Annotated in this window: 25 protein-coding genes; 6 read left to right on the top strand and 19 right to left on the bottom strand. The window is 65.8% G+C overall.

Features of this window, described 5'->3' with window-relative positions:
* Positions 1-258 precede the first annotated feature (258 nt).
* A complete protein-coding gene (locus ACMHYJ_RS13400; RefSeq protein WP_414246683.1) occupies positions 259-1,512 on the top strand; it encodes an oligosaccharide flippase family protein in 1,254 nt (417 codons plus the stop codon).
* A 76-nt stretch (positions 1,513-1,588) separates the two neighbouring features.
* Here the strand turns inward: ACMHYJ_RS13400 and ACMHYJ_RS13395 are convergent, their stop codons facing one another.
* From ACMHYJ_RS13395 to rpe, 4 genes are all read right to left on the bottom strand, one after another.
* Positions 1,589-2,893 (bottom strand): sugar transferase, encoded by a 1,305-nt coding sequence (locus ACMHYJ_RS13395; RefSeq protein WP_414246682.1) that lies wholly within the window; start codon positions 2,891-2,893, stop codon positions 1,589-1,591.
* A gap of 79 nt (positions 2,894-2,972) precedes the next feature.
* Entirely contained in the window at positions 2,973-4,493 is a 1,521-nt protein-coding gene (trpE, locus tag ACMHYJ_RS13390) for an anthranilate synthase component I (RefSeq protein ID WP_414246681.1), read from the bottom strand.
* A gap of 185 nt (positions 4,494-4,678) precedes the next feature.
* Positions 4,679-5,371, bottom strand: coding sequence for a phosphoglycolate phosphatase (locus ACMHYJ_RS13385; protein ID WP_414246680.1), 693 nt, complete (start codon positions 5,369-5,371; stop codon positions 4,679-4,681).
* Positions 5,372-5,430: 59 nt separating this feature from the next.
* On the bottom strand, positions 5,431-6,138 hold the full coding sequence (rpe, locus tag ACMHYJ_RS13380; protein ID WP_414246679.1) for a ribulose-phosphate 3-epimerase: 708 nt from the start codon (positions 6,136-6,138) through the stop codon (positions 5,431-5,433).
* A gap of 164 nt (positions 6,139-6,302) precedes the next feature.
* Here rpe and ACMHYJ_RS13375 point away from each other — a divergent pair, with 164 nt between their 5' ends.
* The 3 genes from ACMHYJ_RS13375 to ACMHYJ_RS13365 all read left to right on the top strand — a co-directional run bounded on the left by ACMHYJ_RS13375 (position 6,303) and on the right by ACMHYJ_RS13365 (position 9,744).
* Complete coding sequence (locus tag ACMHYJ_RS13375) at positions 6,303-7,568, top strand: murein transglycosylase A (RefSeq protein WP_414246678.1); 1,266 nt, start codon at positions 6,303-6,305, stop codon at positions 7,566-7,568.
* Between the two features lie 36 nt (positions 7,569-7,604).
* A complete protein-coding gene (locus ACMHYJ_RS13370) occupies positions 7,605-8,789 on the top strand; it encodes an FAD-dependent monooxygenase (RefSeq protein ID WP_414246677.1) in 1,185 nt (394 codons plus the stop codon).
* 64 nt (positions 8,790-8,853) lie between these two features.
* Complete coding sequence (locus ACMHYJ_RS13365; protein ID WP_414246739.1) at positions 8,854-9,744, top strand: DsbC family protein; 891 nt, start codon at positions 8,854-8,856, stop codon at positions 9,742-9,744.
* Between the two features lie 192 nt (positions 9,745-9,936).
* Here the strand turns inward: ACMHYJ_RS13365 and ACMHYJ_RS13360 are convergent, their stop codons facing one another.
* The 6 genes from ACMHYJ_RS13360 to ACMHYJ_RS13335 form a co-directional block, all read right to left on the bottom strand.
* Entirely contained in the window at positions 9,937-11,097 is a 1,161-nt protein-coding gene (locus ACMHYJ_RS13360) for an ABC transporter substrate-binding protein (protein WP_414246676.1), read from the bottom strand.
* An 84-nt stretch (positions 11,098-11,181) separates the two neighbouring features.
* Complete coding sequence (locus tag ACMHYJ_RS13355) at positions 11,182-13,011, bottom strand: methyl-accepting chemotaxis protein (RefSeq protein WP_414246675.1); 1,830 nt, start codon at positions 13,009-13,011, stop codon at positions 11,182-11,184.
* Positions 13,012-13,280: 269 nt separating this feature from the next.
* On the bottom strand, positions 13,281-15,086 hold the full coding sequence (locus tag ACMHYJ_RS13350; protein ID WP_414246674.1) for an alpha/beta fold hydrolase: 1,806 nt from the start codon (positions 15,084-15,086) through the stop codon (positions 13,281-13,283).
* A 120-nt stretch (positions 15,087-15,206) separates the two neighbouring features.
* Positions 15,207-15,860 (bottom strand): thiopurine S-methyltransferase, encoded by a 654-nt coding sequence (locus ACMHYJ_RS13345; protein ID WP_414246673.1) that lies wholly within the window; start codon positions 15,858-15,860, stop codon positions 15,207-15,209.
* Between the two features lie 69 nt (positions 15,861-15,929).
* Positions 15,930-16,118 carry a 4-oxalocrotonate tautomerase gene (locus tag ACMHYJ_RS13340; protein ID WP_414246672.1) on the bottom strand — a complete coding sequence of 63 codons (189 nt, stop codon included), beginning with the start codon at positions 16,116-16,118 and terminating at the stop codon, positions 15,930-15,932.
* A gap of 22 nt (positions 16,119-16,140) precedes the next feature.
* Complete coding sequence (locus ACMHYJ_RS13335) at positions 16,141-16,338, bottom strand: hypothetical protein (RefSeq protein ID WP_414246671.1); 198 nt, start codon at positions 16,336-16,338, stop codon at positions 16,141-16,143.
* A gap of 87 nt (positions 16,339-16,425) precedes the next feature.
* On the opposite strand from ACMHYJ_RS13335, the gene dapA reads away from it, so the two are divergent.
* Together dapA and ACMHYJ_RS13325 are read left to right on the top strand one after the other, a co-directional pair.
* Positions 16,426-17,301, top strand: a complete 876-nt coding sequence (gene dapA, locus ACMHYJ_RS13330; RefSeq protein ID WP_414246670.1) for a 4-hydroxy-tetrahydrodipicolinate synthase — start codon at positions 16,426-16,428, stop codon at positions 17,299-17,301.
* 117 nt (positions 17,302-17,418) lie between these two features.
* Complete coding sequence (locus ACMHYJ_RS13325) at positions 17,419-18,900, top strand: aldehyde dehydrogenase (RefSeq protein WP_414246669.1); 1,482 nt, start codon at positions 17,419-17,421, stop codon at positions 18,898-18,900.
* 477 nt (positions 18,901-19,377) lie between these two features.
* Here the strand turns inward: ACMHYJ_RS13325 and ACMHYJ_RS13320 are convergent, their stop codons facing one another.
* From ACMHYJ_RS13320 to ACMHYJ_RS13280, 9 genes are all read right to left on the bottom strand, one after another.
* Positions 19,378-20,028, bottom strand: coding sequence for a GntR family transcriptional regulator (locus ACMHYJ_RS13320; protein ID WP_414246668.1), 651 nt, complete (start codon positions 20,026-20,028; stop codon positions 19,378-19,380).
* Positions 20,025-20,969: a 4-hydroxyproline epimerase gene (locus ACMHYJ_RS13315; protein WP_414246667.1), complete on the bottom strand. Its 945-nt coding sequence runs from the start codon at positions 20,967-20,969 to the stop codon at positions 20,025-20,027. The genes ACMHYJ_RS13320 and ACMHYJ_RS13315 overlap by 4 nt, the downstream gene beginning before the upstream one ends.
* An 87-nt stretch (positions 20,970-21,056) precedes the next feature.
* Entirely contained in the window at positions 21,057-22,304 is a 1,248-nt protein-coding gene (locus ACMHYJ_RS13310) for an NAD(P)/FAD-dependent oxidoreductase (RefSeq protein ID WP_414246666.1), read from the bottom strand.
* A 72-nt stretch (positions 22,305-22,376) separates the two neighbouring features.
* Entirely contained in the window at positions 22,377-23,117 is a 741-nt protein-coding gene (locus tag ACMHYJ_RS13305) for a flagellar brake protein (protein ID WP_414246665.1), read from the bottom strand.
* A gap of 72 nt (positions 23,118-23,189) precedes the next feature.
* Positions 23,190-23,579 (bottom strand): type II toxin-antitoxin system HicB family antitoxin, encoded by a 390-nt coding sequence (locus tag ACMHYJ_RS13300; protein ID WP_414246664.1) that lies wholly within the window; start codon positions 23,577-23,579, stop codon positions 23,190-23,192.
* Positions 23,580-23,599: 20 nt separating this feature from the next.
* The gene (locus tag ACMHYJ_RS13295; protein ID WP_414246663.1) at positions 23,600-23,782 is read right to left on the bottom strand and encodes a type II toxin-antitoxin system HicA family toxin; all 183 of its coding nucleotides are present in this window, start codon (positions 23,780-23,782) and stop codon (positions 23,600-23,602) included.
* 164 nt (positions 23,783-23,946) lie between these two features.
* Positions 23,947-25,383 (bottom strand): NAD(P)(+) transhydrogenase (Re/Si-specific) subunit beta, encoded by a 1,437-nt coding sequence (locus tag ACMHYJ_RS13290; protein ID WP_414246662.1) that lies wholly within the window; start codon positions 25,381-25,383, stop codon positions 23,947-23,949.
* Entirely contained in the window at positions 25,380-25,688 is a 309-nt protein-coding gene (locus tag ACMHYJ_RS13285) for an NAD(P) transhydrogenase subunit alpha (protein ID WP_414246661.1), read from the bottom strand. Before ACMHYJ_RS13285 ends, ACMHYJ_RS13290 begins: the two co-directional genes overlap by 4 nt.
* Positions 25,688-26,806, bottom strand: a complete 1,119-nt coding sequence (locus ACMHYJ_RS13280; protein WP_414246660.1) for a Re/Si-specific NAD(P)(+) transhydrogenase subunit alpha — start codon at positions 26,804-26,806, stop codon at positions 25,688-25,690. The genes ACMHYJ_RS13285 and ACMHYJ_RS13280 overlap by 1 nt, the downstream gene beginning before the upstream one ends.
* Positions 26,807-26,850: the final 44 nt, after the last annotated feature.

Genomic DNA, 26,850 nt, shown 5'->3' with positions numbered 1-26,850 from the left:
TTTTCACAGCGCGCCCCCGAAAAGAACGAGGATCGGCCGCCGGTTTCCCGTTAAAATCACGCAGATCGGCCTAGCACGGGTGATACAAATGCTGACAACAAATCATACAGATTCCCAAGTCTCGTCCGGCCGTCTGTGCGGGATGCCGTTGTTTGTTTGGGTCTGTTTATCCTTTCTGCTGGCCATCGTGGTGGCCGGCTTATCCTTGGGCGTGTTCGTGTTTGTGCTTTTGGCCATGCAGCGCTTGATGGCCTGATTTTGTCCATCCACCGCGCGGTCGCCTCCTTTCTGAAAAACGCCGGTGCACTGTATCTGGTGCAGATCATCACGTTGCTGGCCCCTTTGCTGGAAATTCCCCTGCTGGCGCGCACACTGGGGGTGAGTCTGTATGGCCAGATTCTGTTTTGCCAGGCGCTGGCGTTTACGGCGTCTTTGCTGGTGGAATATGGCTTTGGCATCAATGCCGCGCAGCAGACCGCTTTGGCGCGGGGCCAAACGGCGGTGCTGAACCGCCTGGTGTCGCAGGTGATGCTGGCCAAGGGCCTGCTGGCCATTCCCATGGTGGCGCTGATGCTGCTGGTGTGGGCGGTCGGCGCGCTGGACGATAACCCCTGGCATCTGGCGCTGCTGGGTTTTGTGCTGGCTTATTTCATGGCGGCCGGCTTCAGCCCCATGTGGTATTTCCAAGGGCGCGAACAGATGGCGCTGCCTGCCTTGCTGGATGCGGCCCTGCGCTTGCTGGGGCTGGGGCTGGTGGCCCTGTGGGTGCGGGGGCCGCAGGATTTTCTTTTGGCCCTGCCGCTGTTGGCCATTCCGCCGATTCTCAGCATGGCGGGGTTGCTGCTGTGGTGCCGCCGTCAGGTGGGGCCTTTGCATTGGGACTTTGCCGGGGCCTGCGTGCAGGTGCGCCAGGGCTTTCACTTTTTTGTCTACCGCAGTGCCACCAATCTGGCGATTACCGCCGTGCCGGTATTGCTGGGCGTGGCCGCGGGTAAGCGCGCCGTGGGCGAATTCGCCCCGGCCGAAAAACTGATCAAGGGCATGACCAGCCTGGGGGTGCCTTTTCTGACCGCGATTTTCCCCGTGTTTTCGCGCCGCCTGCAGGGGCGGGCCGGGGTGGCGGCGTTGCGCCTGCCGCTGCTGGTGCTGCTGGGGGTGGCCGTGGTGGCGACCCTGGGCGGGGCATTGGCCTGGCAACTGGGGCCCTGGGCGCTGGATCTCATGCTGGGGGCGGGTTATCCAGGCGCGCAGGCGGTCTATCTGGTGTTGTTGCCCCTGGCGCCGTTGCGCATCCTGAATCAAAGCATCGCCATGGTGCTGCTGATTCCGGCGGGCCGGGCGCGATCCACCAGCTATGTGGTGCTGCTGTTTTCCATGCTGGGGTTGGCCGTCGGCACGGGCCTGTCGTGTTTTTACGGCGGGGTGGGGATGGCCGCCGGCCTGGTGGGGGTGGAAACCCTGTTGCTGGGGGTGATGCTGTTGCTGGCCCGGCGAACCGTGCGTCTGGCCTGAATGGCCGGATATTCCGGCGGGGTTGCCGGCGGCCCGCCCGCTGGGGGCCTGTGTGGTGGTCGGCCGGGCTGGGGGGCTACCGCGCCCCCCAGCCGGTCAGCACAATGCGCACGGTCTTGAACAGGATCAGGATATCCAGCCACAATGAAAAGTGCTTGATGTAATAAAAATCGTGCTGGATTTTGATGCGGGTGGCGTCGGCGTCGCTGGCGTAGCCTTGCATGACCTGGGCCCAGCCGGTGATGCCGGGCCGCACGACGTGGCGGTAGATGTAGAACGGGATTTCGGCGTCGAACTGATCCACGAAAACGCGTTGTTCGGGGCGCGGGCCGATCAGACTCATGTCGCCTTTCAGGACGTTCCACAGCTGGGGCAGTTCGTCCAGGCGGGTCTTGCGGATGAACGCCCCCACCCGGGTGATGCGGTCGTCGTCCGCGGCGGCCAGCCGGGCGCCGGCCGATTCGGCATCCACCCGCATGCTGCGGAATTTGTAGATTTTGAAGTCGTGGTTGCCCAGGCCCACGCGGTTTTGCACGAACAGCGCCGGGCCGGGGCTGTCGCGCCGGATGGCCAGGGCGGTGAGGGCCATGACGGGCAGGGCCAGGGGGGCGGCCAGCAGCACCGCCGCCACGTCCACCAGGCGCTTGCACATGACGTACAGGGGCGAGGGCAGCAGGGTGCCGACTTCGTTTTCGGACAAATGATCCAGCCGCACCTGGCCGGTCAGGCCTTCCTGCACTTGGCGCACGTGAAACACGGGGATTTGCGCCAGGATGCAGGTGGCGACGAAGCGTTCCCATTCCGGGGTCATCGCCGGGCTGCGCAGGTCGGCCACCAGGGCGTCGTAGCGCACCCCGTGCAGGTCGGGGGTGTTCAGCGGGCGGATTTCCAGGTTGGGGCCCGAGGGCAGGGTGATGCCCGGCCCCATGGGCAGCACGGCCAGCTTGACTTTGCGATACCGGCGGCCCAGGAAATAGCCCGTGTAGCACCAGAACAGGGTGAGGACATAGGCTGACAGCAGCACCGGGCGCGAGTAGTCGCTGCGGGTGAAAAACAGCCCGGCAAAGGCCAGCAGATAGACCATGCTGACCACCGGCGCCACGTGGGCGATGACGCCGCCGCCGGAAAACCCCGACAGGCGGCGCAAGACCAGCACGATCAGGATGAACGACAGCCCCACCACCCACTGGGTATTGACGCGCGGGCCATCGGGGTAGCGCCAGAAATCCACCCCCCAGGCCCCCATGGCCGGCAGCAGCAGCACCACCACCAGGCCGGCCAGCACCTGGAAGGGCGCGCTCAACAGGACGATTTCGTACCAGCGGGAATGGCGTCTTTCGACATGGGAAGCCGGGTCGGCGGTGGGGCGGCTGTCCTGCACGATGTGAAGGGTTCCTGAAAAATTAAGGCGCGGGGGCAGGCCCCCCGTGGTTTAAAAACAGGGGCTGCCCCCTGGGGTTTCAAATCGGCTCGTCCAGCCCGAATTGGACTTGCTCGGCCGCCCGCAGCAGGGCGCGGGCCTTGGCCTCGGTTTCCTGCCATTCTTTTTCGGGGTCGGAATCGGCCACGATGCCGGCGGCGGCCTGCACGTACAGCATGCCATCGCGGATGATCCCGGTGCGGATGGCGATGGCCATGTCCATTTCGCCGCCGTAGCTCATGTATCCGGCCGCGCCGCCGTAGATGCCGCGCTGCACGGGCTCCAGTTCGTCGATGATTTCCATGGCGCGCACTTTGGGCGCGCCGGTCAGGGTGCCCGCCGGGAAGGTGGCGCGCAGGACGTCCAGGTTGCCCATGCCGTCCCGCAGTTCGCCGCGCACGTTGGAGACCAGGTGCATGACGTGCGAATAGCGCTCGATGGTCATGGTGTCGGTGACTTCGACCGTGCCGGTCTTGGCCACCCGGCCGATGTCGTTGCGGGCCAGGTCGATCAGCATGACGTGTTCGGCGCGCTCTTTGGGGTCGGCCAGGAGTTCTTGTTCCAGGCGCAGGTCTTCGTCCTGGGTGGTGCCGCGCTTGCGCGTGCCGGCCAGGGGGCGGATGGTGACCATTTCCCGCGTTTCGCCGTCCACGGTTTCACGATCCTGGCGCACCAGGATTTCGGGCGAGGCCCCCACCACATGGAAGCTGTCGAAGTTCCAGTAGTACATGTAGGGCGATGGGTTGAGCGAGCGCAGCGCCCGGTACAGGGACAGGGGCGAGTCGCGGAAGGGCTTGGCGATCACCTGGCCCACCTGCACCTGCATCAGGTCGCCGGCCGCGATGTATTCTTTGGCCTTCAGCACGGCGGCCAGGTAGTCTTCTTTCTTGAAGTCGCGCTCGGTGGGGGTCTGCATGCTGGCGTAGGCATAGGGGATGACCACCGGGGTGCGCAGTTTTTCGCGCAGGGCGCGCAGGCGGCGGCGACCCAGTGCGTAGGCCTCTGGCTGGGCCGGGTCGGCGTAGACGATCAGGTAGGTGCGCCCGGCCAGGTTATCCACGATGACCAGTTCGTCCACCTGCAGCAGCATGATGTCCGGCGTGCCCGGCTGCTGGCCCACGGGACGGGGTTTGACGCACGGCCCCAGGCGGGGCTCGATGTGGCGCACCGTGTCGTAGCCGAAATATCCCGCCAGGCCGCCGGCGAAACGCGGCATGCCGGGGCGCAGCGCGACTTTGAAGCGCTGCTGGAAGGCTTCGATGAAAGACAGCGGGTCGCCGTGGTGGGTTTCCACCACCTGGCCCTGGCGCACGACTTCGGTGACGCTGCCGGTGGCGCGGATCAAGGTCTTGGCGGGCAAGCCGATGAAGGAATAGCGCCCGAAGCGTTCGCCCCCCACCACGGATTCCAGCAGGCAGCTGTTGCGCCCGGCTTCGGGGCCGGCGTGGGCCAGTTTCAGATAAATGGCCAGCGGGGTGTCCAGGTCGGCGTAGGTTTCCGCGATCAAAGGAATGCGGTTATAGCCTTGGGCGGCCAGTGCGTTGAATTCGATTTCTGTCATGGCGGTAGCAAGAGGGGGTTACAGGGGGCCGGGACAGAAAAAAGCCCGGCCAATACAAAGCCCGGGCGGTGCATGCAAGGCGGCGCGGCGGCAGGGGCCACGCGCGCCGGGAAGCCATTACCCGGAACGCCAGCGCCACCAGCGCCAAGTGGCGCGGGCGGCGATCGGGTAATAGCAAATGGAAGTCATGTGGCTTGTGTGTGCGTTTTTGTGTGTCTGTGGGCCGCCCACCGGGCTGCATCCAGAATGCTGTCCACTATAGCATCCACCTGCAGGCTTTGCACGGGCTGGCCTTCGTTGTAGCCGTAGGGCACCGCCAGTATGGGGATGCCGGCGGCCTGGGCGGCTTGCGCGTCGTTGATCGAATCCCCGATGAACAAGGCCTGCGCCGGGCGGATGCCCAGCAGGTCACAGGCATGGAACAGGGGCAGCGGGTCGGGTTTCTTGCGCTCGCAGGTGTCGCCGCACACGACGGCGTCGAAAAAGCTGGCCAAGCCCATGTGCTGCAGCAACGGGGCGGTGAAGGCCGTGCCTTTGTTGGTGACCACCGCCAGGCGCGCGCCTTGGTCGCGGAAGGCCTGCAGGCCGCCGACGACGCCGGGGTACAGCTGGCTGTAGCGGCCGTTCAGGCCGCGGTAATGATCCTGGAAACGGGCCAGCCCGCGCATGACCGAGTCGATGTTGGGCGCCGGGCCTTCGTGGCCCAGGGTGCGCATCACCAGCTGTTCGACCCCCTTGCCGACGAAGGTGGCGACCAAGTCTTCCGGCAGGACGGACAGACCCATGTCCAGCCGCATGGCGTTGGCGGCCGCCGCAAGATCCGGGATGGTGTGCACCAGCGTGCCGTCCAGATCGAACAGGATTCCAGAGAACTGCATGTTTGGCTAAACCAGAAAACGAGGCGGCCTATCGTATCACGTTGGGGGGCGGCGGCGCGTCAGGGGGCGCGGCGGGCATCCCCTTGGGCGATGCCCTGGCGCAGCGCCGCGATGACCCGGGTGTAGTCCGGTTGGCCGAAAATGGCCGATCCCGCCACGAAAGCATCCGCCCCGGCGGCGCGGATATCGGCGATGTTGTCGGCTTTGACCCCGCCATCGACTTCCAGGGCGATGGGCTGGCCGCCCCGGGCTTGCCAGGCGTCGATGCGGGCGCGGGCCTGGGCCAGTTTTTCCAGGGTGTGGGGAATAAACGACTGTCCGCCAAAGCCGGGGTTGACCGACATCAGCAAGACCAGATCCAGGCGATCCATCAGATGATCCATCCAATGCAGCGGGGTGGCCGGGTTGAAGACCAGCCCGGCCTGGCAGCCGTGGTCGCGGATCAGGGCCAGGGTGCGATCCACGTGGCGCGAGGCTTCGGGGTGGAAACTGATGATGTTGGCCCCGGCCTGGGCAAAGGCGGGGATCAGGGCGTCGACGGGTTCGACCATCAGGTGCACGTCGATGGGCGCCTGGGTGTGGGGACGCAAGGCGGCGCAGACCATGGGGCCCATCGTCAGGTTGGGCACGAAGTGGTTGTCCATGACGTCGAAATGAATCCAGTCCGCCCCGGCGGCGATCACGGCGGTGGTTTCTTCGCCCAGGCGGGCGAAGTCGGCGGACAGCAGGCTGGGGGCGATACGGGCGGCGGGCAGGGGGGCGGTCATGGCGGGGGCGAGGGTTGGACGTGAAGAATTTAGCAAGGCGCGCGGCGGATGTGTCATGATGACGGGTTCAGGGATGCCGGCGCGGCGTTGGCGTATCGCCGCGCCTGTGGGCTTGGCTATCCGCGTGTTCCTGATTTCCGCTATTTTAATTCAGCTGGTCCCGGATGAAAAAACTGTACTGGTCTGCGGCCGTCTTGGCCCTGTTGAGCGCATGTGCCTCGATCCCCGATGAGCCTGCTGCCCCCGAGGCGGCCCCGGCGGTGGATCAGCCGCTGGTGGTGCCGGCCTTGTCGGCCCTGCCCGAAACCCCGGCGCGCCCCCTGAAAGGCCACTATGCGCCGGCGGCCTGGTCGCAGTTGCCGGGCTGGGCGGACGATGATCTGTCCCACGTCTGGAAAGCCTTGCTGAACAACTGCAAGGGGCTGATGCGGCCGGTGTCGGGGTCTTTGGCCTTGCCCGCCCGGGCGGCCCCCCGGGTCTGGCAACCGGTGTGCCAGGCGGCGCTCCAGTCCGGCCTGGGGCCGCAGGCGTCGGGCCAGCCCGTGCGCCAGTTTCTGCAGGCGATGCTCAAGCCCTGGCGGCTGGATCAGGCCCCCGGCCAGGCGGCCAGCAATACGGTCACTGGCTATTACGAACCCCTGATCCATGCGGCGCGCGCCCGGGGGGGCGATTATCAGTGGCCGCTGTACGCCACGCCGCCGGACTTGCTGGTGGTCGATCTGGGGGCGCTCTATCCCGAACTGGCCGGCAAGCGGGTGCGCGGCAAGCTGGCGGGGCGGCGCGTGGTGCCCTACGATACCCGGGCCCAGATTGCCGCCGATCCGGCCCGCCAGCCGCCGGCGATTGTCTGGGCCAGCGACCCCGTCGAGGCGTTTTTCCTGCAGATCCAGGGGTCGGGCCGGGCCGTGCTGCCCGATGGCGGGGTGTTGCGCCTGGCCTACGATGACCACAATGGCCAGCCCTACGCGTCCATCGGGCAGTGGCTGGCGCGCCAGGGCGAAATGCCGCTGGCCCAGACTTCCATGCAAAACATCAAACAATGGGCGCGCAATCATCCCGACCGCGTGCAGACGCTGTTGAACGTCAACCCGGCCATGGTGTTTTTCCGGGCCGAAGCCATTGTGGATCCAGAGCTCGGCCCACGCGGGGCTTACGGTATTCCCTTGATGGCCCAGCGGGCCGTGGCCGTCGACCCCCAGTTCGTGCCGCTGGGGACGCCGCTGTGGCTGGACACCCGGCAGCCCGGCGGCGCGCCGCTGCAGCGCCTGGTGTTCGCCCAGGACACCGGCGCGGCCATTCGCGGCGCGGCGCGGGCGGATTACTACTGGGGCACCGGCGACGCGGCCGGGGCGTCGGCCGGGCGCATGAAACAGCCAGGCCGCATGTGGCTGCTGTGGCCCGCCGCTGCGGGCGCCCCCAGCGCTAGATAAAATATCGGCAAAGCGGCATATTCGTTGGGAGCTCCCATGAAACATCCTATTTTTGTCTGCGGCACCGGGATCGCCGGCTTGGCCTGCGCCCTGGGGCTGTCGCGGGCGGGTCTGCCGGTGGCCTTGCTGGGGCCGCGCCAGGCGCCGGCGGCGCGCTCGGCGGACGACTACCATCCCCGGGTGTATGCCATTTCGGCGGCCAGCCAGGCGTTGCTGGATCGTTTGGGCGCTTGGCGGCTGGTGGATATGCGTCGCGTCACCCCCGTGGAGACCATGGAAATCCACGGGGACGCCCAAGGGCTGCTGGACTTGTCCGCCTGGCAGGATGCCCGCGACACGCTGGCCTGGATCGTTGAGTCGGGCGAAATCGAGCGCGCCCTGCAGCAGGCCGTGCAAGTGATGGGGCTGGCCTGGCACGAAGACCACTTCGACCGCCTGGATCACCACGCGGCGGACGGGGTGCGCATCACGACCCGGCAGGGGCGGCAGTGGCAGGCGCTGCTGTTGGTGGGGGCCGATGGCGCGCGCTCTCCTGTGCGCCAGGCGGCGGGCATCCACCATGATTACACGCCTTACGGCGACATGGGCGTGGTGGCGCACTTGGACATCGGCCGCCCGCACCAGCGCTATGCCTGCCAGTGGTTTACCGGCGACAGCGTATTCGCCCTGCTGCCCATGCCCGATACGGCCGATGGCCCGCAGGCCTCATTGGTGTGGTCCATGCCCGAAACCCAGGCACGCCGATGGCTGGCGATGCCGGCCGACGAGGCCCAAGCCTGGTTTGCCGGCCACGCCCGGGCCATTACCGGGGGGCGGCTGGGGGATTTGCGCCTGCGCACCGCGCCCCAGGGCTTCCCCCTGACGCTGGAACGCAGCGCCATGGCGGCCCCCGGCGTCGTCCTGGTGGGCGATGCCGCGCACCGGGTGCATCCCCTGGCCGGCCAGGGGCTTAACCTGGGCCTGGGCGATGTCGAGGTGCTGCTGCGGGTGCTGGCCGCCCGGGCGCCCCACCGCCCCTTGGGCGACATGCGCCTGCTGGCCCGCTACCGCCGCCGCCGGGCCGAGCCGGTGCTGGCCATGGGTCTGGTCACCCACGGCCTGCACCGATTGTTCGGCACGTCGTGCGCGCCGCTGGCCTGGGCACGCAACCAAGGCATGCTGGTGGCGGATCAGTTACCATTGATCAAACGCCAACTCATCCGCGCCGCCGCGAGAAACTGAAACCATGAAACTGAAATCATCTGCCGCCGTCTTGATGCTGGGGGCCGGTTTATCGGGCGCGGCCCTGGCCGCCCCGTCGGGGGACGCCGCCCCCCAGGCAGTCCAGGCCGCGCCCGCGGCGTCCAGCCCGGCCGCTGCCCAGGCCGCCGGGCCGACAGCCGCCGCCGGGGCGTCCGACGCCCGGGTCGTCGGCACCGCGCCCGCTGTTGCGGCGGGCCAGTCCCCTGCAGTGGGCCAATCCCCTGCGGCGACCGACCCCGCCGCCGCGCCCGATGCCCGGGTATTGGCCGCCACCACGCCGCCGCCCGAACAGGCCCGGGCCATCGGCCAGGCCTTTGCCCAGCGCTTTCCCGGGATTCAGGTGGACGCCGTGCGCCTGACCCCGATGGCGGGGATTTTCGAAGTGCAGGTGGGCTTGGATCTGGTCTATACCGATGCCCAGGTGGATTATGTGCTGCAAGGCGCCCTGATCGACGCCAAAGCGCGCCGCGACCTGACCGCCGAACGCCTGGAAATCCTGCAGCAGGTGGCTTTCGACAGCCTGCCGCTGGATCGCGCCATCCGTCAGGTCAAAGGCACCGGCGCGCGCCAGATGGCGGTGTTTGAAGACCCCAATTGCGGCTATTGCAAGCAACTGCACCAGACCCTGGAAAACATCGACGACGTGACGGTATACACCTTCTTGTATCCCATCCTGTCGCCGGATTCCAGCACCAAGGCCCGCGATATCTGGTGTGCGCAAGACCCGGCCGCCACCTGGAAAAACTGGATGGTTCGGGGCCAGCTGCCCGCCGCCGCCGATTGCGCCACGCCTATCCAGGACAACCTGGCCCTGGGGCGGCAGCTGAATGTGCGCGGCACGCCGGCCTTGTTTTTCGCCGACGGCAGCCGCGTCAACGGGGCACTGCCGCTGGATGCTTTGCAGCAGAAACTGGATCAGCAAAAGGCGGGGTGATGCCCAGGGCGCAAGCCCGCCGCGCCTGTTTGTCCGTGCCGGGTTGACGGCGGCTGGATGCGGGTGGTGCATTCAAGCGCGTCTTGATCCGGGGCGCGGCTGACTGCCGCGCCCCATGCCGATCAACCGTCGCCCCTGTGGCTCGTATCCGCTGCGGGCCGTCCCTGTTTTAATGCTGCGTCAATCGGCGGATCAGGGCGTCGGGGAGGGCAGCAACACCCATTTGCCGTCTTTCACCGTAATCAGTTCGCGCCCGCGCTCGTCGAACCCGCTGTGGTCGGCCGGGCTCATGGTGTAGACCCCCTGGGTGGCGGTCAGCTCTTTGGTTTGTTCCAGGGCGTCGCGCAGGGCCTGGCGGAATTCGGCGGAGCCGGGCTGGGCGGTTTTGGCCGCCATGGGGATGGCGTGCTGCAGCAGCAGGCCCGCGTCGTAGACGTTGGCGCCGAAGGTGGCGGGTTTTTCGCCGTACATCGCCTGGTAGCGCTGGATGTAGTCTTGGACGATGGGCTTGGACGGGTTGCTGTCGGGGATTTCCGACAGCACCAGCATCAGGCTGGCGGCCAGGATGGTGCCTTCGACGGCAGGGCCGCCCAGGGATAGGAAGACGGGCAGGGCCGCCCCGTGGGTTTGGTAGAACTGGCCTTTGTAGCCCTGCTGCGCCAGGGTGACCTGGGGCAGGGCCGCCGCGCCCCCGGTGCCCGCCACCAGCACGGCATCGGGCTTGGCGGCCAGCAGCTTGAGCGCCTGGCCCGTGACGGAACTGTCCGTGCGTTGATAGCGCTCGGAGGCCACCAGCCGCAGGCCGTTTTCCTTGGCCAATTGGCCGAATACCTGGGCCCAGTCTTCGCCGTAGGCGTCGGCAAACCCGATGAAACCGACGGTCTTGATGCCGCGCTGAACCATGTCGCGCACCAGGGCCTGGGCGATGATGTCGGTGTTTTGCGTGGTCTTGAAGGCCCATTTTTTTTCTGGGGTCATGGGCAGCACGATGGACGCCGCCCCGACGGGGGCCAACATCGGGGTGCCGGATTCGGCGGCAAATTGCAGCACGCTCATGGCATTGGGCGAACCCGTGGGCCCGATCAGGGCATCCACGTGGTTTTCGCTGATCAGCTTCTTGAATGCCGTGACCGTCAGGGTCGGGTCGCTGGCGTCGTCCAGGCTGATGTATTCGATGTCAAGATCGCCCGCCCGGGTGGGCAGCAGCGGCACGGTGTTTTTTTGCGGGATGCCCACCAGCGCCGTCGGCCCGGTGGCCGATGTCACCACGCCGATCTTGACTTGTGCGAGCGCGGCGGGGGCACTGCCCATCAGCGCGACGCCAAGCGTCAGGGCCAAGAAAGAAAAACGCATGAACTGTCTCCTGGGATGGATTGGGAAAAGGCCAGGCCCTGGCTGTTGCGTCAACCAGGGCCTGGCCTCATGGGTGTGTTTTTCTTAGAATTCAGTCCATTCCTCGGTGTCGGCCGTGGCGGGGGCGGGCTTGCCGGGGGCGCGCAGGGCCGGGCGGTTGCCGGCCGGGGCGCTCGGTGCGGCTTTGGGCGCGGCCCGGGGGGTACGCCCCGGCGCGGGGCTGACGACTTTTTCCGGCGCCGAGGGCAGGCGCGCGGCGGCTGTGCCGCCCGCTTGCGGCCCGGAGGCGCCGCCAGTACCGCCCATGCCGGCAGCGCCGGCCGATGCCCCGGCGCCCGCCCGGGCGCGGCCCGATCCGCGTTGCGCGGCGCCGGCCTGGTCGCCCAGGTTGAAGGTGGCGACCAAGTCGGCCAGGTGGTCGGCCTGGGCCTGCAGGCTGGTGGCGGCGGCGGCGGATTCTTCGACCAGGCTGGCGTTTTGCCGGGTGACGTCGTCCATCTGCGTGATGGCGGAATTGATTTCCTCGATGCCGGTGGTCTGTTCGCGGTTGGCGGCGTTGATCTCGCCCATGATGTCGGTGACGCGGTTGATGCTGGTGACGATTTCTTGCATGGTGTCGCCCGCGTGGGCGGCCTGGTCGTTGCCCTTGGTGGTGGCCTGGACGGAATCGTCGATGAGGTCTTTGATTTCTTTGGCGGCGCCGGCCGAGCGCTGGGCCAGGGCGCGCACTTCGGCGGCGACCACGGCAAAGCCGCGGCCCTGTTCGCCGGCGCGGGCGGCCTCGACGGCGGCGTTGAGCGCCAGGATGTTGGTCTGGAAGGCGATGGAGTCAATGACGCCGATGATGTCGGCCACTTGCTGGGACTTGCTGTTGATTTCGCCCATGGTGGCGACCAGTTCGGCCACCATGTCGCCGCCGTCGGCGGCGGTTTTCGCGGCGGCGGCGGCCAGGCTGTTGGCCTGCTGGGTGTTGTCGGCGTTCTGGCGCACGGTGGCGGTGATTTCTTCCATGGTGGCGGCGGTCTGCGCCAGGGAGCTGGCCTGTTGTTCGGTGCGCGAGGACAGATCCAGGTTGCCGGCGGAGATCTGGTTGGCGGCCGAGGCGATGGATTCGGCCCCGCCACGCACGTCGCTGACGGTGTGGCGCAGGTTTTCTTCCATGGTGCTGAGTGCGCGCAGAAGCTGGCCGACTTCGTCGCGGCCGGTGGCGTGCACCTGGTGGCTGAGATCGCGTTGGGCCACGGCTTCGGCCAGGCCGATGGCGTGGCCCAACGGGTGGGTGACGCTGCGGGTCACCCGCCAGGCAAACAGCGGCCCGAAGATCAGGGCCAGCAGGGTAGCCAGGCCCAGCAGGCTGAGTCCCAGTTGATTGGCTTGGCCGGCTTTGTCGAAGGAATGTTCGACTTCATTGCTTTGTATTTGGGAAAGCTTGTCGATTTCGCTGATGTATTCGGCGGTGATCTTGGGCATTTCCTGGTTGAAGAAAGTATCCGCCTTGGCGTAATCGCCGTTGTCCAGATCCTTGAAAGCCTGTTCGCGCCCTGTGAGGTAGGTTTCGCGCACGGCCAGGGCTTTGTTGAGTTGGGCAATCGCGGTCGGGGAGGTCAGCTGTTTTTGGATTTCGTCGCGCAGCTGATCCGAGCGCTGGTCGGTTTCCGTCAAGCCGTCCTTGAAGACTTTCAGCACGTCCGGGTTGGTCAGGTTGGCGGCCGCCAGCGCTTGGTTGGCGTTGACGTCCACCTGCCGCGCCCAGCGCAGGATCAGCGCATTATTGGACTGCCGCTGCAGGAGATCCGAGCTGCCGGACTCGGTGGCCAGCATGCGCCAGGCGCCAATGCCCGACATCACGATCAATAAAAGAAGAATAAAGCCAAAACCCAGCGCCAGCCGGGTGCCAATTTTCAGGTTACGCATGGAGTCCTCGGGTTGTAGGGGGGCGAGCCGTACCACCCCAGGCAGCCTACCTGGCAGCGATACAGGTTGTTTTTTTAATTGTATGAAGTGTGTCTTCTTCTAATGCGCTTAATAGTAGCCTACTTTAGCAATAATTCTGCTTAATTGGCCGGGGCGACCCGATATTCTGGCGCTGATGCGCGTTTGGCGTTCGATCCATTTGCGGTGTTCGCTGAGGGCGGGCGGCGGGCCCGGGCCCCGGGAAATGGCGGCCCGCCCCCGGTTTTTGGCTATTGAATGGATTGACGCAGTTTTTCCTTCAGGACCCTGGCCCGTGCGGGGTCTGTGAAGGGGGATGGCGAGGGCGGCTGAGCGCTGCGCGTTTTGCCTTGGTCGGCGTGTTGTTGATCCAGCGCCAGGGGTTTGCCGGGGCATGTGGTCAGGCGTTGGGCGGGCGGGGTGCCCAACAGGTAGTCCATGACCGCCAAGTCCACGCATTCGGTCTCGTAAACCAGCAGGCCGTGCGTGCCTTCATTGGACACCTGCACCATTTTTGTGGCGGGTAGCCGATCGAAGGCGCGCAGGGCGCCGGACAAGGGGGTAGGCACATCGAACTGGCTTTGCAGCATCAGCAGCGGGACGGTTTTCAGGCTTTCAATGGCGGGCTTGGAGGCGCCGTCCACCGGGGGAGCCCAGTCCAGGCAGGGTTGCTGGATGATGTCATTGGAAATGATGGATTGGCGTTCGGCCAGGGCCAGCCCGGTTTGTGTCCAGTAGGCTTGATCCCGGCCCGGGGGAATCGGTTCGTCGTTGCAGACCACGGTGTTCCACACAGAAGCCGAATTGTTCAGCCTGAAAAAACTGGGTGTGGCGTAGAACAGCGGGTTCCGGTGGTTTTTCAGTAGTTGCACAACGGGTTCGATGCCTTTGCGGAATAATGTCTGGATGGCTTCGTCGGCGATCGGGGGGGTGGCCAGCAGGGCCTGCTGGATGTCGTCCGGGGATTTCCCTCGGTCTAGCAGATCCTGGGTCAGAGTCATCAGTTTCAAGGCCGCGATGTAGGACGGTATCACGCCGGGTTCGGCCCGGAAGCTGAGATTCAGGCCCAGCAGCACGGCTTTTGCTTCGTGGCCCAGGGCCTGGGTGTTGGCGATGACGGCGGCGGCCGTGTCGCCCAGGCCGAGGATGTCGTCGTGCCGGGCGATATAGGGGGCGATGAAATTCTGGAAGGTGTGTATTTGGCCTTCTTTATACAGGATGGACGCGTCATGGATGGATTGGCTGAAATCCATATTGCTGTCCAGCACCATGGGGCCGGCCCGATCCGGGAAAATGCCCGCATACCAGAAACCCAGCCAAGTGCCGTAGGAAATGCCGAAGTAATGCAATTGCACATCGCCCAGCAGATGGCGCATCAGATCCATGTCGCGCGCCGTAGCATCGGTATTGATGTAGTCCGATATTGGGTTTTTTTGGCAATTCTTTGCGATATAGCGGGCCGTGTCCGTCAGTTTCTGGATATTGTCTGGGGTATTTCCCCATTGGGTCGGGTCGGATTCATAGACGTATTCGTTGCCGGCGCAGATCAGGTTGCTGCTGGCACCGACCCCCCGGGGCGAAAACCCGACGAAATTATATGATTGCGCCATGTCCTGGTATTTTTTTCCCAGGGCTGTGGCTGCGTTGCCCTGGGCCAGCAAAGCGGCGTACCACACGGCGTCCTTTTGCCCGTCGACCCCGGGGCCGCCCGGGTTGAAGAACAGGTGGGGCTTGGTGTCCGGCGCATCGGCGGCCAGCACCTGCATGATCGACACGGTGATCCGGCTCTGGTCGGGGTGGGCATAATCCATCGGGGCCTGGATATCCGCGCATTGCAGTCGCGTGCCCAGGCGGGTGAAGGTTTCGAATTCGTCCGGGTCTGTTGCCTGGGAAAAATAAGCGCTGCAATCGTGCCAGTGGACTGTCTGGTTCTTGTAGGCCGCCAAAGGGTCTTGGGGCTGGGGGGCGGGGGCGACGTCCGAGCCCGAGCCATCGCTGCAGCCGGCCAGGATCAGGACGGCCAGAGCGGTGGCCAGCCGTAAGGAATAAGGGAACATGGCGGTCTTTGTTGTGGGTATCGAACCGGCTAAATTAGGTGATGATCCAGAAGCTGTCAAGAAGTTGAACAGCGCGGGCCGGGCGCCGAGGGCAGGGATCGGCATTGGCCGGACACGACACTAACGGCTCAACTGGTATACCCGGGTGTTCATGCGGCTGACGCCGCGCGCCGCGAATTTGGGCTCTTGGGCCAGCACATCGCGTGAACCCAGGGCATTGATCTGCCAGTGTGCGCCGAACAGCGTCTGTACTTCGGCGTCCGGCACGGCGAACGGCGGGCCGTCCATCTGGTGCTGCGGGTAGTCCAGGGTCAACAGCAGGGCCTGGCAGCCGGGCGGCAAATGTCCGTATACATGAGCCGCGTAGCGTTGGCGCAGGTCGGGCGGCAGCGCGATCAGGGCGGCGCGGTCGTAGCAGGCCCGGCAATCGGCCAGCAGCGCGGTATCCAGCGCGAAGATATCGCCGCAAAAATAGCGGATGTTGCCGGCTTCGTGCCAGCGCCCCTGGGGCGTGTCCCAGGTGCGGGGCCGCAGGTCGTGTTCGGTGAAGAACTGGGTGACGGCCAACGGCGACAGCTCGACGGCCAGCACCGGGTGGCCTTGTTCGGCCAGCCAGGCCACATCCAGGGATTTCCCCGCCAGCGGCACCAGCACCGGCGCGTTGGCCGCCAACCCCAGCCGGGGCCAGTATTTTTGCAGCAGCGGCATGACGCGATCCTGGTGAAACCCGGTTTGCCCGGCCTGCCAGCGTTGCAGCCAAAAATCAGCGTCCATGATGTGGTGTCCTGTGTGTTTCGCGCCGGGGTCGACCCGACGATGGGTGTGTCTTGTGTGGCCAGGGTATTAGGTTTTTTCGGACCAGAGCACCCCGCCCGTGGCCCAGTGGTCCTTGCGGATTTCGGACAGGATGATGTCCACCGCGTCGGGCTGGCAGCCCAGGACGTCACAGGTGCGTTCGGTCAGGGCTTTAACCAGTTCGCGTTTTTTTTCCGGCGTGCGGCCTTCAAAGAGTTCGATGTGGATCGTGGGCATGGGAAACCCCCTCGGGTCAAAGTTAGAAACGGTATGCCATCTGGCGGGTGATGGCATGGGTGTGCGTGCCCGGCTTCTTCTGATCCTGGCCGTTGTCGCGCTTGCCGAACTTATTATGCCAGTATTCATCGCCCACCCCGGCCCGCCAGGTGCGCTTCTTGCCGAACCCGTGGCGAGCACCCCGATCGGCCGCGCCCCGGCAAGCGGCTGGAAATGTCATTGATATGTTGTAAATATATTTATTGAATATTAGAATGGATGCGATCCTGGCCCGTTGGGCATTCATCTAATCTACCTAGGAAAGCATATGCACATCGAAGGTATCCTGGTCCCCATCGTCACCCCTTTCAGCGATGACGGCAGCGTCAACGCCGATGCGCTGCGCCAACTGGTGGGTCATTTCATCCAGGCGGGGGTGGCGGGCATCGTGGCCTGCGGCACCACGGGCGAATACTATGCGCTGGACGAGGCCGAGCGCGAACTGGTGCTGCGCACCGTGGCGGATGCCGCCCAGGGCCGCGTGAAGATCATCGCCGGCATCAATGCGCTGTCCACGCCGCAATCCATCCAGTACGCCAGGCAGGCCCAGGATCTGGGCTACGACGGTCTGATGCTGGCCACGCCGCCCTACAGCCTGCCCGAACAGGCCGGCATCCTGCGGCACTTCCGCACCGTGGCCGCCGCCACGCCGCTGCCCATCATTCTGTATGACTTCCCGCAGCGCGTGGGCGTGCAGATCGCGGTGGAGACCGTGATCGAACTGGCCCAGATCCCCAATATCGTCGGCATCAAAGAAAGCAGCGGCAATTTCAACCGCGCCCTGCACTTGATCCAGGCCCGAATCCCCGATTTCCAGATCATCAGCGGGTCGGACGACATGGCCGCCGATTTCCTGTTCTGGGGCGTGCGCTGCTGGATCAGCGGCGGGGCCAATGTGTTCCCGGCCGAGCAGGTGCAAATGGTGCGGGCCGCCATCGAGGGCCGTTGGGACGACGTGCGCCGCCTGATGGCGGGCATGTATCCGGTGATCCTGGCGATGGAATCGGGCGACTACAACCAGAAGGCCAAGCTGGGCTGCCGCCGTCACGGGGTAGAGGCAGGCACCGTGCGTCTGCCCTTGGCGCCTTTGTCCGATGCCGATGCCCAGGGTTTCCTGGCGGCCCTGGACGCTTATCAGGCTTGAATATGAATGGGGCGCGGACGGGGACGCCGCCCGCGCCAGACCGCACACCGGGCGCCATCTGGACGATTGCATGATGTTCGACGCCATCCCGGCCCCTTGAATTGAACGGAGGCAGCTATGCCGCAAAGCAAAGAACAGATTTTCGAACAGGCCCGCGCCGGCGCGCTGTGGGCGGGCCACCTGATGCCGGGCCACCAGGCCGGCGGGGCGCGCCTGGACAACACCACCCCCATCGACAACAGCGTGATCGGCGGTATCGAAGCCGGTACGGCGGCCGACATCGACCAGGCCGTGCGCCATGCGCGCGCCAGCTTCAAATCCGGCGAATGGTCGCAGCTGGCCCCGGCCGAGCGCAAGCGCATTCTGCTGCGCTGGGCCGACCTGATGGCCGAGCACCTGGAAGAACTGGCCGCGCTGGACTGCGTGGATGCGGGCAAGCCCATCACCGAATGCCTGAACACCGACCTGCCCGCCACCCTGGATACCTTCCGCTGGTACGCCGAGGCCATCGACAAGTGCTTTGGCCGCATCGCGCCCACCGGGCCCGATGCCCTGGGCCTGATCGTCAAGGAGCCCATCGGCGTGGTGGGGGCCGTTCTGCCCTGGAACTTCCCGGCCCAGATGTACGCCTGGAAAGTGGCGCCGGCCCTGGCGGCGGGCAATGCCGTCATCGTCAAGCCGGCGGAACTCACCTCGCTCAGTGCCTATCGCATGACGCAGCTGGCGCACCAGGCGGGCGTGCCCGAGGGCACGCTGCAATTGGTGACCGGTCTGGGCGAAGAAGCCGGCCAGGCCCTGGGACGCCACATGGACGTGGACATCGTTTCGTTTACCGGATCCACCGAAGTCGGGCGCTATTTCCTCAAGTATTCCGCCGAAAGCAACCTGAAGGAAATCGTGCTGGAATGCGGCGGCAAAAGCCCCCAGGTCATCTTCGAGGATGCCGACCTGGATGGCCTGGCCGATCACGTCCTGGCCGCCGCTTTCTGGAACATGGGCGAAAACTGCAGCTGCGGGTCACGCCTGATTGTCCAGAACAGCGTCAAGGACGCCGTGCTGGGCCGCCTGCGCGAACGCCTGTCCGCTTGGAAAGTCGGCCTGCCCACCGACGAATCCGTGCAGATCGGCCCCCTGGTCGAGCGCGCGCATTTTGAAAAAGTACGTGGTTTCCTGGACGGCGCCGAGGCCGAAGGCGCCCGGCTGGTGCACGGCGGCCGCGTCCACAGCGACCTGGGCAGCGGCTGGTATGTCGAGCCCACTATCTTCGACCAGGTCACCGCCGAATCCCGGCTGTTCCGCGAAGAAGTCTTTGGCCCGATTCTGGCCGTCACCCCCTTCGACACCGAAGCGCAAGCCATTGAACTGGCCAACGACAGCGCCTACGGCCTGGCCGCGTCCCTGTACACCCGCGACGTCGCCCGCGCCCAGCGCGTCGCCCGCGCCATCCAGGCGGGCACCGTGTCCATCAACGGCTTCTCCGAAGGCGACATCACCACGCCCTTCGGCGGCTACAAGCAGTCCGGTTTCGGCGGGCGCGACAATGGCCTGGAAGCCCTGGATCAATACCAGCAGACCAAGACCATCTGGTACGTGAACTGAGCCGCAGTCCCCCGGCGGATGAAACATCGCCTCGTCCGCCGTTTCCCCCCGCCCGGGCGCGCCCCATCGCGTGGCGCGCCGCTATTTTTGCCGTTCCTCGGGCCGTGTGCCCGGGGAGGGCGTGTCGCTACGCTTATCGCTCCTTCGGGTATTCCCGGACGGCCGGCGCATCGCCACGCTTGTCGCTCCTTCGGGCGTTCCCGAGCGGCTGGCGTGTCGCCACACTTATCGTTTCTCCAGGCGTTCCTGGCCGGCTGGCGATTCACCATTCTTATCGCCTCGCCAAGCGCACCCGGCTGAATCCAGCACTGTTCCTCTTGTCGTCAATCGGGGTGTGGGGGATGACGGGGGGACTGTTGGAACCCACTCCCCCATCCCCGGCGCAGCCGCCAAATCGTGACCTGTCCCCCCGTCATCCCTCACTCCCCGATGAGCTCCCAAGCTCTCAGGCCCCCAGAGGCCCCCAGGCCCCCACCATCAAGCCTCAATCACCGCCCGCGTAAACTCCACCAGATAATCCATCAGGGCATCCGCCCCCGCCACCGCCTGATCCGCGTCATTGGCATGAATCCCCTGCACCTCCATCAGGTGGCTGCGCGCCCCGCGCTCCAGATCCCCTTCGTGCCGGTACGCATACCAGAACCGCCGGCACTGGATAATCATGGGCACAATCGCCTGCACCGCATACGGATTCCGGCAGGCTTCATGATTGATCCGGTCCAGCGCCTGATCCGCCTGCATATACGCCGCCAAATCCCCCCGCTGCGCGGCATTGACCATATCGTGCCCGCACTGCAATAGCCGCGCCCGCTGATCCGGCGTCGCCCGTCGCGCCGACGACGTCGCAATCAGGCGCTCCAACACGCGTCGCGTATCAATCAGGATCAAATGCTCGGCGATGCGGATTTCACTCACCCGCAGACCCCGGCGCGGCTGCTGCTCGATCAGCCCGCTGGCCACCAGCCGCATCAGGGCCTCGCGGATCGGCGTGCGCCCCAGCCCCGTCAACTGGATCAGGTCATTTTCCACGATGGGCTGGTTGGGTTCCAGCCGCAGCGTCGCAATCAGCTGCTCGATGGCATCATAAGCCGCCTCCGTCGCCCTTTGCTTGGTCGGCATCGTCGTCATTCGGGAATCCCCCACAGGAAGGGATCGTCCGCCTGCAGGATCAGTGTGGTTTCCCCGCTGATGTGGGCAGACCCCCGGATCGTCGGGATCACCGTGCCGGGCGCATCCCCCGGCTGGTAACTGGCCTGAAACCGGCTGCCGATGATGCTGGCCTGCCGCCAGGTCTCGCCGGGCCGCAGCTTGCCGTCCGCCGCCAGACAGGCGATTTTTGCGCTGGTGCCCGTCCCGCAGGGGGATCGGTCGTAGGCCTTGCCCGGGCACAGCACGAAATTGCGGCTGTCCGCCTGCGCATCCGGCCCGAACAGCTCGATATGGTCGATCAGCGCGCCATCGCGCCCGTGGATGCCCTGATCTTGCAAGGCCTGGCCGATGGCCCAGGTGATTTCCGTCAGCGCTTGCGTGTCCGCCCCCGGCCGTACCCATTGCGGCGCATCCACCAGGAAAAACCAGTTGCCCCCCCAGGCGATGTCCCCGGTGACCGCGCCCACGCCGGGCACGGACACCCGCACCGCTTGCCGGAAACGGTACGCCGGCACATTGCGCACGCTCACGCTGCCGTCCTCGTGCAAGGTGGCGTCAACAGGCCCCACCGGGGTTTCGATCCGGTGCACGCCCGGCTGGATGCGGCCCAGGTACGCCAGCGATGCCACCAGCCCGATGGTGCCGTGCCCGCACATGCCCAGATAGCCCGTGTTGTTGAAAAAAATCACCCCGGCCGCCGCGTTTGGGTCTTGCGGCGGGCACAGCAGGGCGCCCACGATCACTGAATGTCCGCGCGGCTCCAGAATCACCGTTCGCCGCCAGGCATCGTGCGCTTGCGCCAGCCGCTGCCTCCGCGCCGCCATGTCCCCCGTCCCCAGGTCGGGAAATCCATCCAGCACCAGCCGGGTCGGTTCTCCGCCCGTGTGCGAGTCCAATATCGAAATACGTTTTGTCGTCATGCCTGTCTATCTCCGGCGCGGTATCCGCCACGCCCCATCCATTGCTTCATTCCAGCATCGAAGCGGCCGCTGCCGTCCGCCTCGAAATCAAAACCGGTTGGCCCGGTAAGGCGTCAAATCAATCGCCGCTGCCTGCCCTGTCACCAGATCCCGCACCAGCCGCGCCGTTGCCGCGCATTGCGTCAGCCCCAGGTGCCCGTGTCCGAACGCATACACCACGGCCGTATGCCGGGGCGACCGCCCGATCATCGGCAGGGAATCCGGCAGACTGGGCCGGAAGCCCATCCACTGTGTCCCGCCTTCTGTCTTCAAGCCCGGGAAAAACGTCTTCGCCTTGTCCAACATGACCTGGGCGCGCCGGTAATCGGGTGCGCGATCCAGGCCGGCCAGCTCTACCGCCCCGCCCACGCGCACCCCGCACGCCAACGGCGAGATCACGAACCCGTGGTCGCCGAACGTCACTTGCTGGCGCAGATCCAGCGCATCCGGGGCCAGCGTTGTGTTGTATCCGCGCTCGGTTTCCAGCGGGATGCGATCCCCCAGGCCGCGCGCCAGCAGATGCGACCGCGCCCCCGCCGCCAGCACCACCTGGGCGGCCCGCAGCTGGCTGCCGTCTTCCAGGATCAGCCGCGCCCCATTGCCGCAGGGCTGCAGCCAGCGCACCGCCTGGCGCTGGTGCCGCACGCCGCGATCCAGCGCCGCCTGCCCGATGGCCTGGCCCAGCGCCTGCGGGTCGGCCACATTGCGCCAGCCGGGGATATAGACCCCGTGCGTGAAGCGCGGCGCCAGGCCCGGCTGGCAACTGGCCAGCGCGGCCCCCTCCAGGACCTGCCAGTCGATGCCGTAGCGGGTGCGCCATTCCAGGTGCGGCTGGGCCGCTTGAAACCGCGCCGCGCCTTCATAGACTTCGAGCACCCCCTGGGTGTGCAGGTGGTGCCGCAGCCCGGCCTGATCCAGCATGGCCATCATCTCGTCCTGGGCCAGGGCCATCAAGGCGGCCTGGGCGCGGATGTTGGCGGCATAACGGTCGCGCCAGCTGGCGCGCCACATGTGCAGCAGCCAGGGGGCCATGCGGGGCAGGTAGGCGGGCGGCAGGCTCAGGGGCCCCAGCGGGTCGAACAGCCAGCGAAACGCCTGGCGGATGATGTGGGGCGAGGCCAGCGGCAGGATGTCGGCAAAGGCCAGCCCGCCGGCATTGCCCTTGCTGGCCCCGCAGGCCAGATCCTGGGGTTCGATCAGCCGGACGTCCCGGCCCAGATCGCTCAAGGCCAGGGCGCAGCTGGCGCCGATGATGCCGCCGCCGATGATGGCAATATCGCAGGAGGTCGCGTCCATGGGGATCCTTCGGAGCAGAGGAATGCGTTCCCCTCATGGTGGCACAGCGCCTGTAAATATGCAATTAATATATCAGTCGGCGCCCCAGCGGCGGGCCAGCACCGCGCGTTCCAGGATGCCCACGTATTGCTGCACGGTGATCTGGCGGTTGGACGCCAGATTGAAGAAGCGGCACGCCACCAGCTGCAGCGGCGGGCGGCCGTTTTCCTGGATGAGCTGGTCTTGGCGCAGCAGGCGCAGGTTGACCGTCAGGGTGCCGACGTCGGGCAGGTTCAGGGTGCAGTTGTCGAAAAAGGTGCCGATGGGCTGGCTGGCCAGCTGGTTGGTGCGGTCGATCAGTTGCAGGCCGCCCGCGCTGATGTTGGCCAGCTGGAAGCTGGCCTGGCCGTCGGGCAGGCCTTTGCTGTAGAGGACGCAGGTGGCGGGGTGGGTGGCGGGGACGTCCATGCGGAAGAATTCGCGCCGCTGGATGCGCCGCACGGCTGTGGGCCAGGGCATGGCCAGGGCGGGCTTGCCCCCCTGTCTGGCGGGTTGCATGGGGCCGTGGAATTCGATCATGACGCGATCCAGCAGGCCCTGCAGGCGCGCGGACGGCGCCTGCAGCAGTTGCTGGTTGATGGTGTCTTCCGATGCGTTGTCCAGGATGACCAGGCCTTTTTTAGGGTCGAGTTCCAGGACGGTGGAGATGACGGACACGGCATGGCCGGGGACGTCCAGGCGCACCAGCACGCGTTTTTCCAGCAGGCCTTGCAACAGGCTCTGGATTTCAAATTTTTGCGATACCGCGAAAGGATCGTCGTCCTGGAAGGCCATGGTCGGGTTAGGGGTAATAGTGGCGCCAGTGTTGATTCTAAACGATAACAGCCCGCAAGCGCGGGCTGTGGATCAGGCCTCCGCCATTTCCCGTTCTGCCGCTTTTGCCAGGAATGCGGAGCGCGACAGGCGTTGAGCCTTGGCCACCGCGTCGATGCGATGCACTAGATTTTCCGGCAGACTGATATTCAGCCGTACAGCCTTGGCGTTGACCTTGGATAAATCAATATCGACCATCATCCAGAAGCCGCCCGCGAAGTCTTCGCGTCCTTCCCATGCCTCGGGTGCGCTGGGGGCGGGGATCGCTTCGGTATCGCCATAGAAGTGTGCTTCGACGGCCTCCTGGGCAGCGCGAGGCAAGCCCTGTAGATCGTCAGCCCCGGCAAAGCATCCGGGGAAGTCTGGAAAGGATGCGCCATAGGCGCTGTCGCGATCCTTGTGTACATGGATGGGGTAGAGCATTTGGTGTTCTCCAGGCCGGTTTACCGCAGGCCGGCTTGTTTGAGGATACTGCGTTGTGTTGGTAGTGGCAGATCCTTTTTAGGGTGTGGCACTGTGACCTTGCCGGGCTTGGTTGGATGCTTGAACTGATGGTGTGACCCAACGGTATGCACTAAATACCAGCCGTCGGCTTTCAGTTGTTTGATCAGGTCTGCGCTGTCCATGTGTGTAATTATACACATTACACAAGAATACACAAAATATCTTCCGACCTTTTGTGGGCGCGGCTGAAGTCCTGCGCCGCTGTGAGCCCCGCAGGAATCCCATTCCTTTGGGGGAGGATGTCAATCCAGAACGGCCCCTCCCCGGGCGGGGAGGGCCGCTGCGCTTATTCCAGCGCCTTCAGCATGTCTTCCAGCACTTTCTTGGCGTCGCCGAACACCATCATGGTCTTGTCCATGTAGAACAGTTCGTTGTCCAGCCCGGCGTAGCCGGCCGCCATCGACCGTTTGTTGACGATGACGGTGCGCGCTTTGTAGGCCTCCAGGATGGGCATCCCGGCGATGGGCGAGCCCGGGTCGTTCTTGGCGGCGGGGTTGACCACGTCGTTGGCCCCCAGCACCAGAACCACGTCGGTCTGGGCGAACTCGTTGTTGATGTCCTCCATCTCGAAGACCTGGTCGTAGGGGACTTCGGCTTCGGCCAGCAGCACGTTCATGTGGCCCGGCATGCGCCCGGCCACCGGGTGGATGGCGTATTTCACCGTGACCCCGGCGTCCGACAGCTTCGCGGCCAGTTCTTTCAGGGCGTGCTGGGCGCGCGCCACGGCCAGGCCGTAGCCCGGCACGATGGTCACGGTGTCGGCGTTGCTCATGAGGAAGGCCGCGTCGTCCGGGCTGCCGGACTTGACGTTGCGCTGGCCCGCGTCGGCGGTGGCGCCCGCGCTGGCCTCGGCCCCGAAGCCGCCCAGGATCACGTTGAAGAACGAGCGGTTCATGGCTTTGCACATGATGTAGGACAGGATCGCCCCGGACGAGCCCACCAGCGACCCGGCGATGATCAGCATGGGGTTGTTCAGCGAAAACCCGATGCCCGCCGCCGCCCAGCCCGAATAGCTGTTCAGCATGGAGATGACCACCGGCATGTCGGCTCCGCCGATGGGGATGATGATGAGCACCCCCAGGACGAAGGCGATGGCCGTCATCAGCACGAACGGCAGCCATGACTGCGTGGCCATGAACCAGAAGCCGCAGCCCAGCATGACCAGCGCCAGGATCAGGTTGAGCGGATGCTGGCCCGGAAACACGACGGGCGCGCCCTGGAACAGGCGGAACTTGTATTTGCCGGACAGCTTGCCGAAGGCGATGACCGAACCGGAGAACGTGATTGCGCCCACGAACGTGCCGATGAACAGTTCCAACCGGTTGCCGGTGGGGATGGGCGCACCCGCCGCGGCGATGCCGAAGGCGTGGGGTTCGGCCACGACGCCCACGGCAATCGCCACGGCGGCCAGGCCGATCATGCTGTGCATGAAGGCGATCAGTTCCGGCATTTTGGTCATTTCGACCTTGCGCGCCAGCAGGGTGCCGATGCTGCCGCCGATCAGCAGGCCCAGGATCACCCGGCCCAGGCCCAGGCCGGCGGTGCCGTCGCGGGCCAGGCCGATGATCAGCGCGGCGGTGGTCAGGATGGCGATCACCATGCCGACCATGCCGAACACGTTGCCCCGGCGCGAGGTGGTGGGGTGCGACAGGCCCTTGAGCGCCTGGATGAAGCACACGGACGCCACCAGATACAGCAGCGTGACGAGGTTGGCCGAAATCATGATTGGCCCCCTTTACGTTCTTTTTTCTTGAACATTTCCAGCATGCGCTGGGTGACGAGGAAGCCGCCGAAGACGTTGACGGCGGCCAGCGCCACGGCGATCATGCCCATGCTTTGCGCCAGGGCGCCGTCGGTCAGGCCCGTGGCCAGCATGGCCCCCACGATGACGATGGCCGAAATCGCGTTGGTGACGGCCATCAAGGGCGTGTGCAGGGCCGGAGTGACGTTCCAGACGACGTGGAAGCCCACGTATACGGCCAAGACGAAAATAATGATGTTGATGAGGGTCGGGTTGACGGCTTCCATCAGGCGCTCCTTAGTAGCTGGCCGCCTTGGCAGACCAGGCAGGCTTGGATGATGTCGTCATCTGCCGGCAGGGCGTAGCGGCCCTCCGCGTCGATGATGAGCTTCAGGAAATCCAGCAGGTTGCGGGCGTACAGGGCGGAGGCGTCCGTCGCCAGCAAGGCGGGCAGATTGGTCAGGCCCACCAGGGTGACGCCGTTGTGGTCGACCACCTGGCCGGCCACCGACAGCGGGCAGTTGCCGCCGCGTTCCACCGCCATGTCCACGATGACGGCGCCCGGTTTCATGGCGTCCACCGTGTCGGGCTGGATCAGCACCGGGGCGGGACGCCCGGGGATCAGCGCCGTGGTGATGACGATGTCGGCCTGCTTGCAGCGCTCGGCCACCAGCGCGGCCTGGCGCGCCATCCAGGCGGCGGGCATGGGACGGGCGTAGCCGCCCGTGCCCTGGGCGATTTCGCGTTCTTCATCGGTTTCGTAGGGCACGTCGATGAATTTCCCGCCCAGGGATTCGACCTGTTCGCGCGCGGCGGGGCGCACGTCGCTGGCCTCGACCACGGCCCCCAGGCGGCGCGCCGTGGCAATCGCCTGCAGGCCCGCCACCCCGGCTCCCAGCACCACCACGCGGGCGGCTTTCAGGGTGCCGGCGGCGGTCATCATCATGGGGAAAATGCGGCCATAGTATTGGGTGGCCAGCAGCACAGCCTTGTAGCCGGCCAGATTGGACTGGGACGACAGCACGTCCAGGCTTTGCGCCCGGGTGGTGCGCGGCGCGGCTTCCAGGGCGAAGGCGGTCAGGCCCGCCTCGGCCAACGGGCGCAGGCCATCGAGGTCGAAGGGATCCAGCATGCCCAGCAAGATGCCTTGCGGGGCCATCTGGGCAAGCTCGGCGGCATCGGGGCGGCGCACTTTCAGGACGAGTTCGGCCCCGAGCGCCTGGGCGGCGTCCACCAGGGTGGCCCCGGCGCTTTCGTAATCGCTGTCGCGGTAGCGGGCCGCCAGGCCGGCGGCGCGTTCGACGCGCACCTGGTGGCCGGCCTGAATCAGTTTCTTGACGGTGTCCGGGATCGCGGCGACCCGGGTCTCGCCGGGCAGGGTTTCGCGCGGGATGCCTATCTGCATGGTGATCTCCCGAGATAAGACGGGTACAAAGACATGAAAAAATC

The sequence above is a fragment of the Castellaniella hirudinis genome, from assembly GCF_047468865.1.
In the GTDB taxonomy this organism is placed as follows: Bacteria; Pseudomonadota; Gammaproteobacteria; order Burkholderiales; family Burkholderiaceae_B; genus Castellaniella; species Castellaniella hirudinis_A.
This window is presented reverse-complemented; position numbering and strand designations above follow the sequence as displayed.

Bases quoted from the DNA above. Each gene is read 5' to 3' on its own strand.
- trpE (WP_414246681.1), bottom strand. From the start codon at position 4,493: ATGACAGAAATCGAATTCAACGCACTGGCCGCCCAAGGCTATAACCGC.
- ACMHYJ_RS13385 (WP_414246680.1), bottom strand. From the start codon at position 5,371: ATGCAGTTCTCTGGAATCCTGTTCGATCTGGACGGCACGCTGGTGCAC.
- rpe (WP_414246679.1), bottom strand. From the start codon at position 6,138: ATGACCGCCCCCCTGCCCGCCGCCCGTATCGCCCCCAGCCTGCTGTCC.
- ACMHYJ_RS13375 (WP_414246678.1), top strand. From the start codon at position 6,303: ATGAAAAAACTGTACTGGTCTGCGGCCGTCTTGGCCCTGTTGAGCGCA.
- ACMHYJ_RS13370 (WP_414246677.1), top strand. From the start codon at position 7,605: ATGAAACATCCTATTTTTGTCTGCGGCACCGGGATCGCCGGCTTGGCC.
- ACMHYJ_RS13360 (WP_414246676.1), bottom strand. From the start codon at position 11,097: ATGCGTTTTTCTTTCTTGGCCCTGACGCTTGGCGTCGCGCTGATGGGC.
- ACMHYJ_RS13355 (WP_414246675.1), bottom strand. From the start codon at position 13,011: ATGCGTAACCTGAAAATTGGCACCCGGCTGGCGCTGGGTTTTGGCTTT.
- ACMHYJ_RS13350 (WP_414246674.1), bottom strand. From the start codon at position 15,086: ATGTTCCCTTATTCCTTACGGCTGGCCACCGCTCTGGCCGTCCTGATC.
- ACMHYJ_RS13345 (WP_414246673.1), bottom strand. From the start codon at position 15,860: ATGGACGCTGATTTTTGGCTGCAACGCTGGCAGGCCGGGCAAACCGGG.
- ACMHYJ_RS13340 (WP_414246672.1), bottom strand. From the start codon at position 16,118: ATGCCCACGATCCACATCGAACTCTTTGAAGGCCGCACGCCGGAAAAA.
- ACMHYJ_RS13335 (WP_414246671.1), bottom strand. From the start codon at position 16,338: ATGACATTTCCAGCCGCTTGCCGGGGCGCGGCCGATCGGGGTGCTCGC.
- dapA (WP_414246670.1), top strand. From the start codon at position 16,426: ATGCACATCGAAGGTATCCTGGTCCCCATCGTCACCCCTTTCAGCGAT.
- ACMHYJ_RS13325 (WP_414246669.1), top strand. From the start codon at position 17,419: ATGCCGCAAAGCAAAGAACAGATTTTCGAACAGGCCCGCGCCGGCGCG.
- ACMHYJ_RS13320 (WP_414246668.1), bottom strand. From the start codon at position 20,028: ATGACGACGATGCCGACCAAGCAAAGGGCGACGGAGGCGGCTTATGAT.
- ACMHYJ_RS13315 (WP_414246667.1), bottom strand. From the start codon at position 20,969: ATGACGACAAAACGTATTTCGATATTGGACTCGCACACGGGCGGAGAA.
- ACMHYJ_RS13310 (WP_414246666.1), bottom strand. From the start codon at position 22,304: ATGGACGCGACCTCCTGCGATATTGCCATCATCGGCGGCGGCATCATC.
- ACMHYJ_RS13305 (WP_414246665.1), bottom strand. From the start codon at position 23,117: ATGGCCTTCCAGGACGACGATCCTTTCGCGGTATCGCAAAAATTTGAA.
- ACMHYJ_RS13300 (WP_414246664.1), bottom strand. From the start codon at position 23,579: ATGCTCTACCCCATCCATGTACACAAGGATCGCGACAGCGCCTATGGC.
- ACMHYJ_RS13295 (WP_414246663.1), bottom strand. From the start codon at position 23,782: ATGGACAGCGCAGACCTGATCAAACAACTGAAAGCCGACGGCTGGTAT.
- ACMHYJ_RS13290 (WP_414246662.1), bottom strand. From the start codon at position 25,383: ATGATTTCGGCCAACCTCGTCACGCTGCTGTATCTGGTGGCGTCCGTG.
- ACMHYJ_RS13285 (WP_414246661.1), bottom strand. From the start codon at position 25,688: ATGGAAGCCGTCAACCCGACCCTCATCAACATCATTATTTTCGTCTTG.
- ACMHYJ_RS13280 (WP_414246660.1), bottom strand. From the start codon at position 26,806: ATGCAGATAGGCATCCCGCGCGAAACCCTGCCCGGCGAGACCCGGGTC.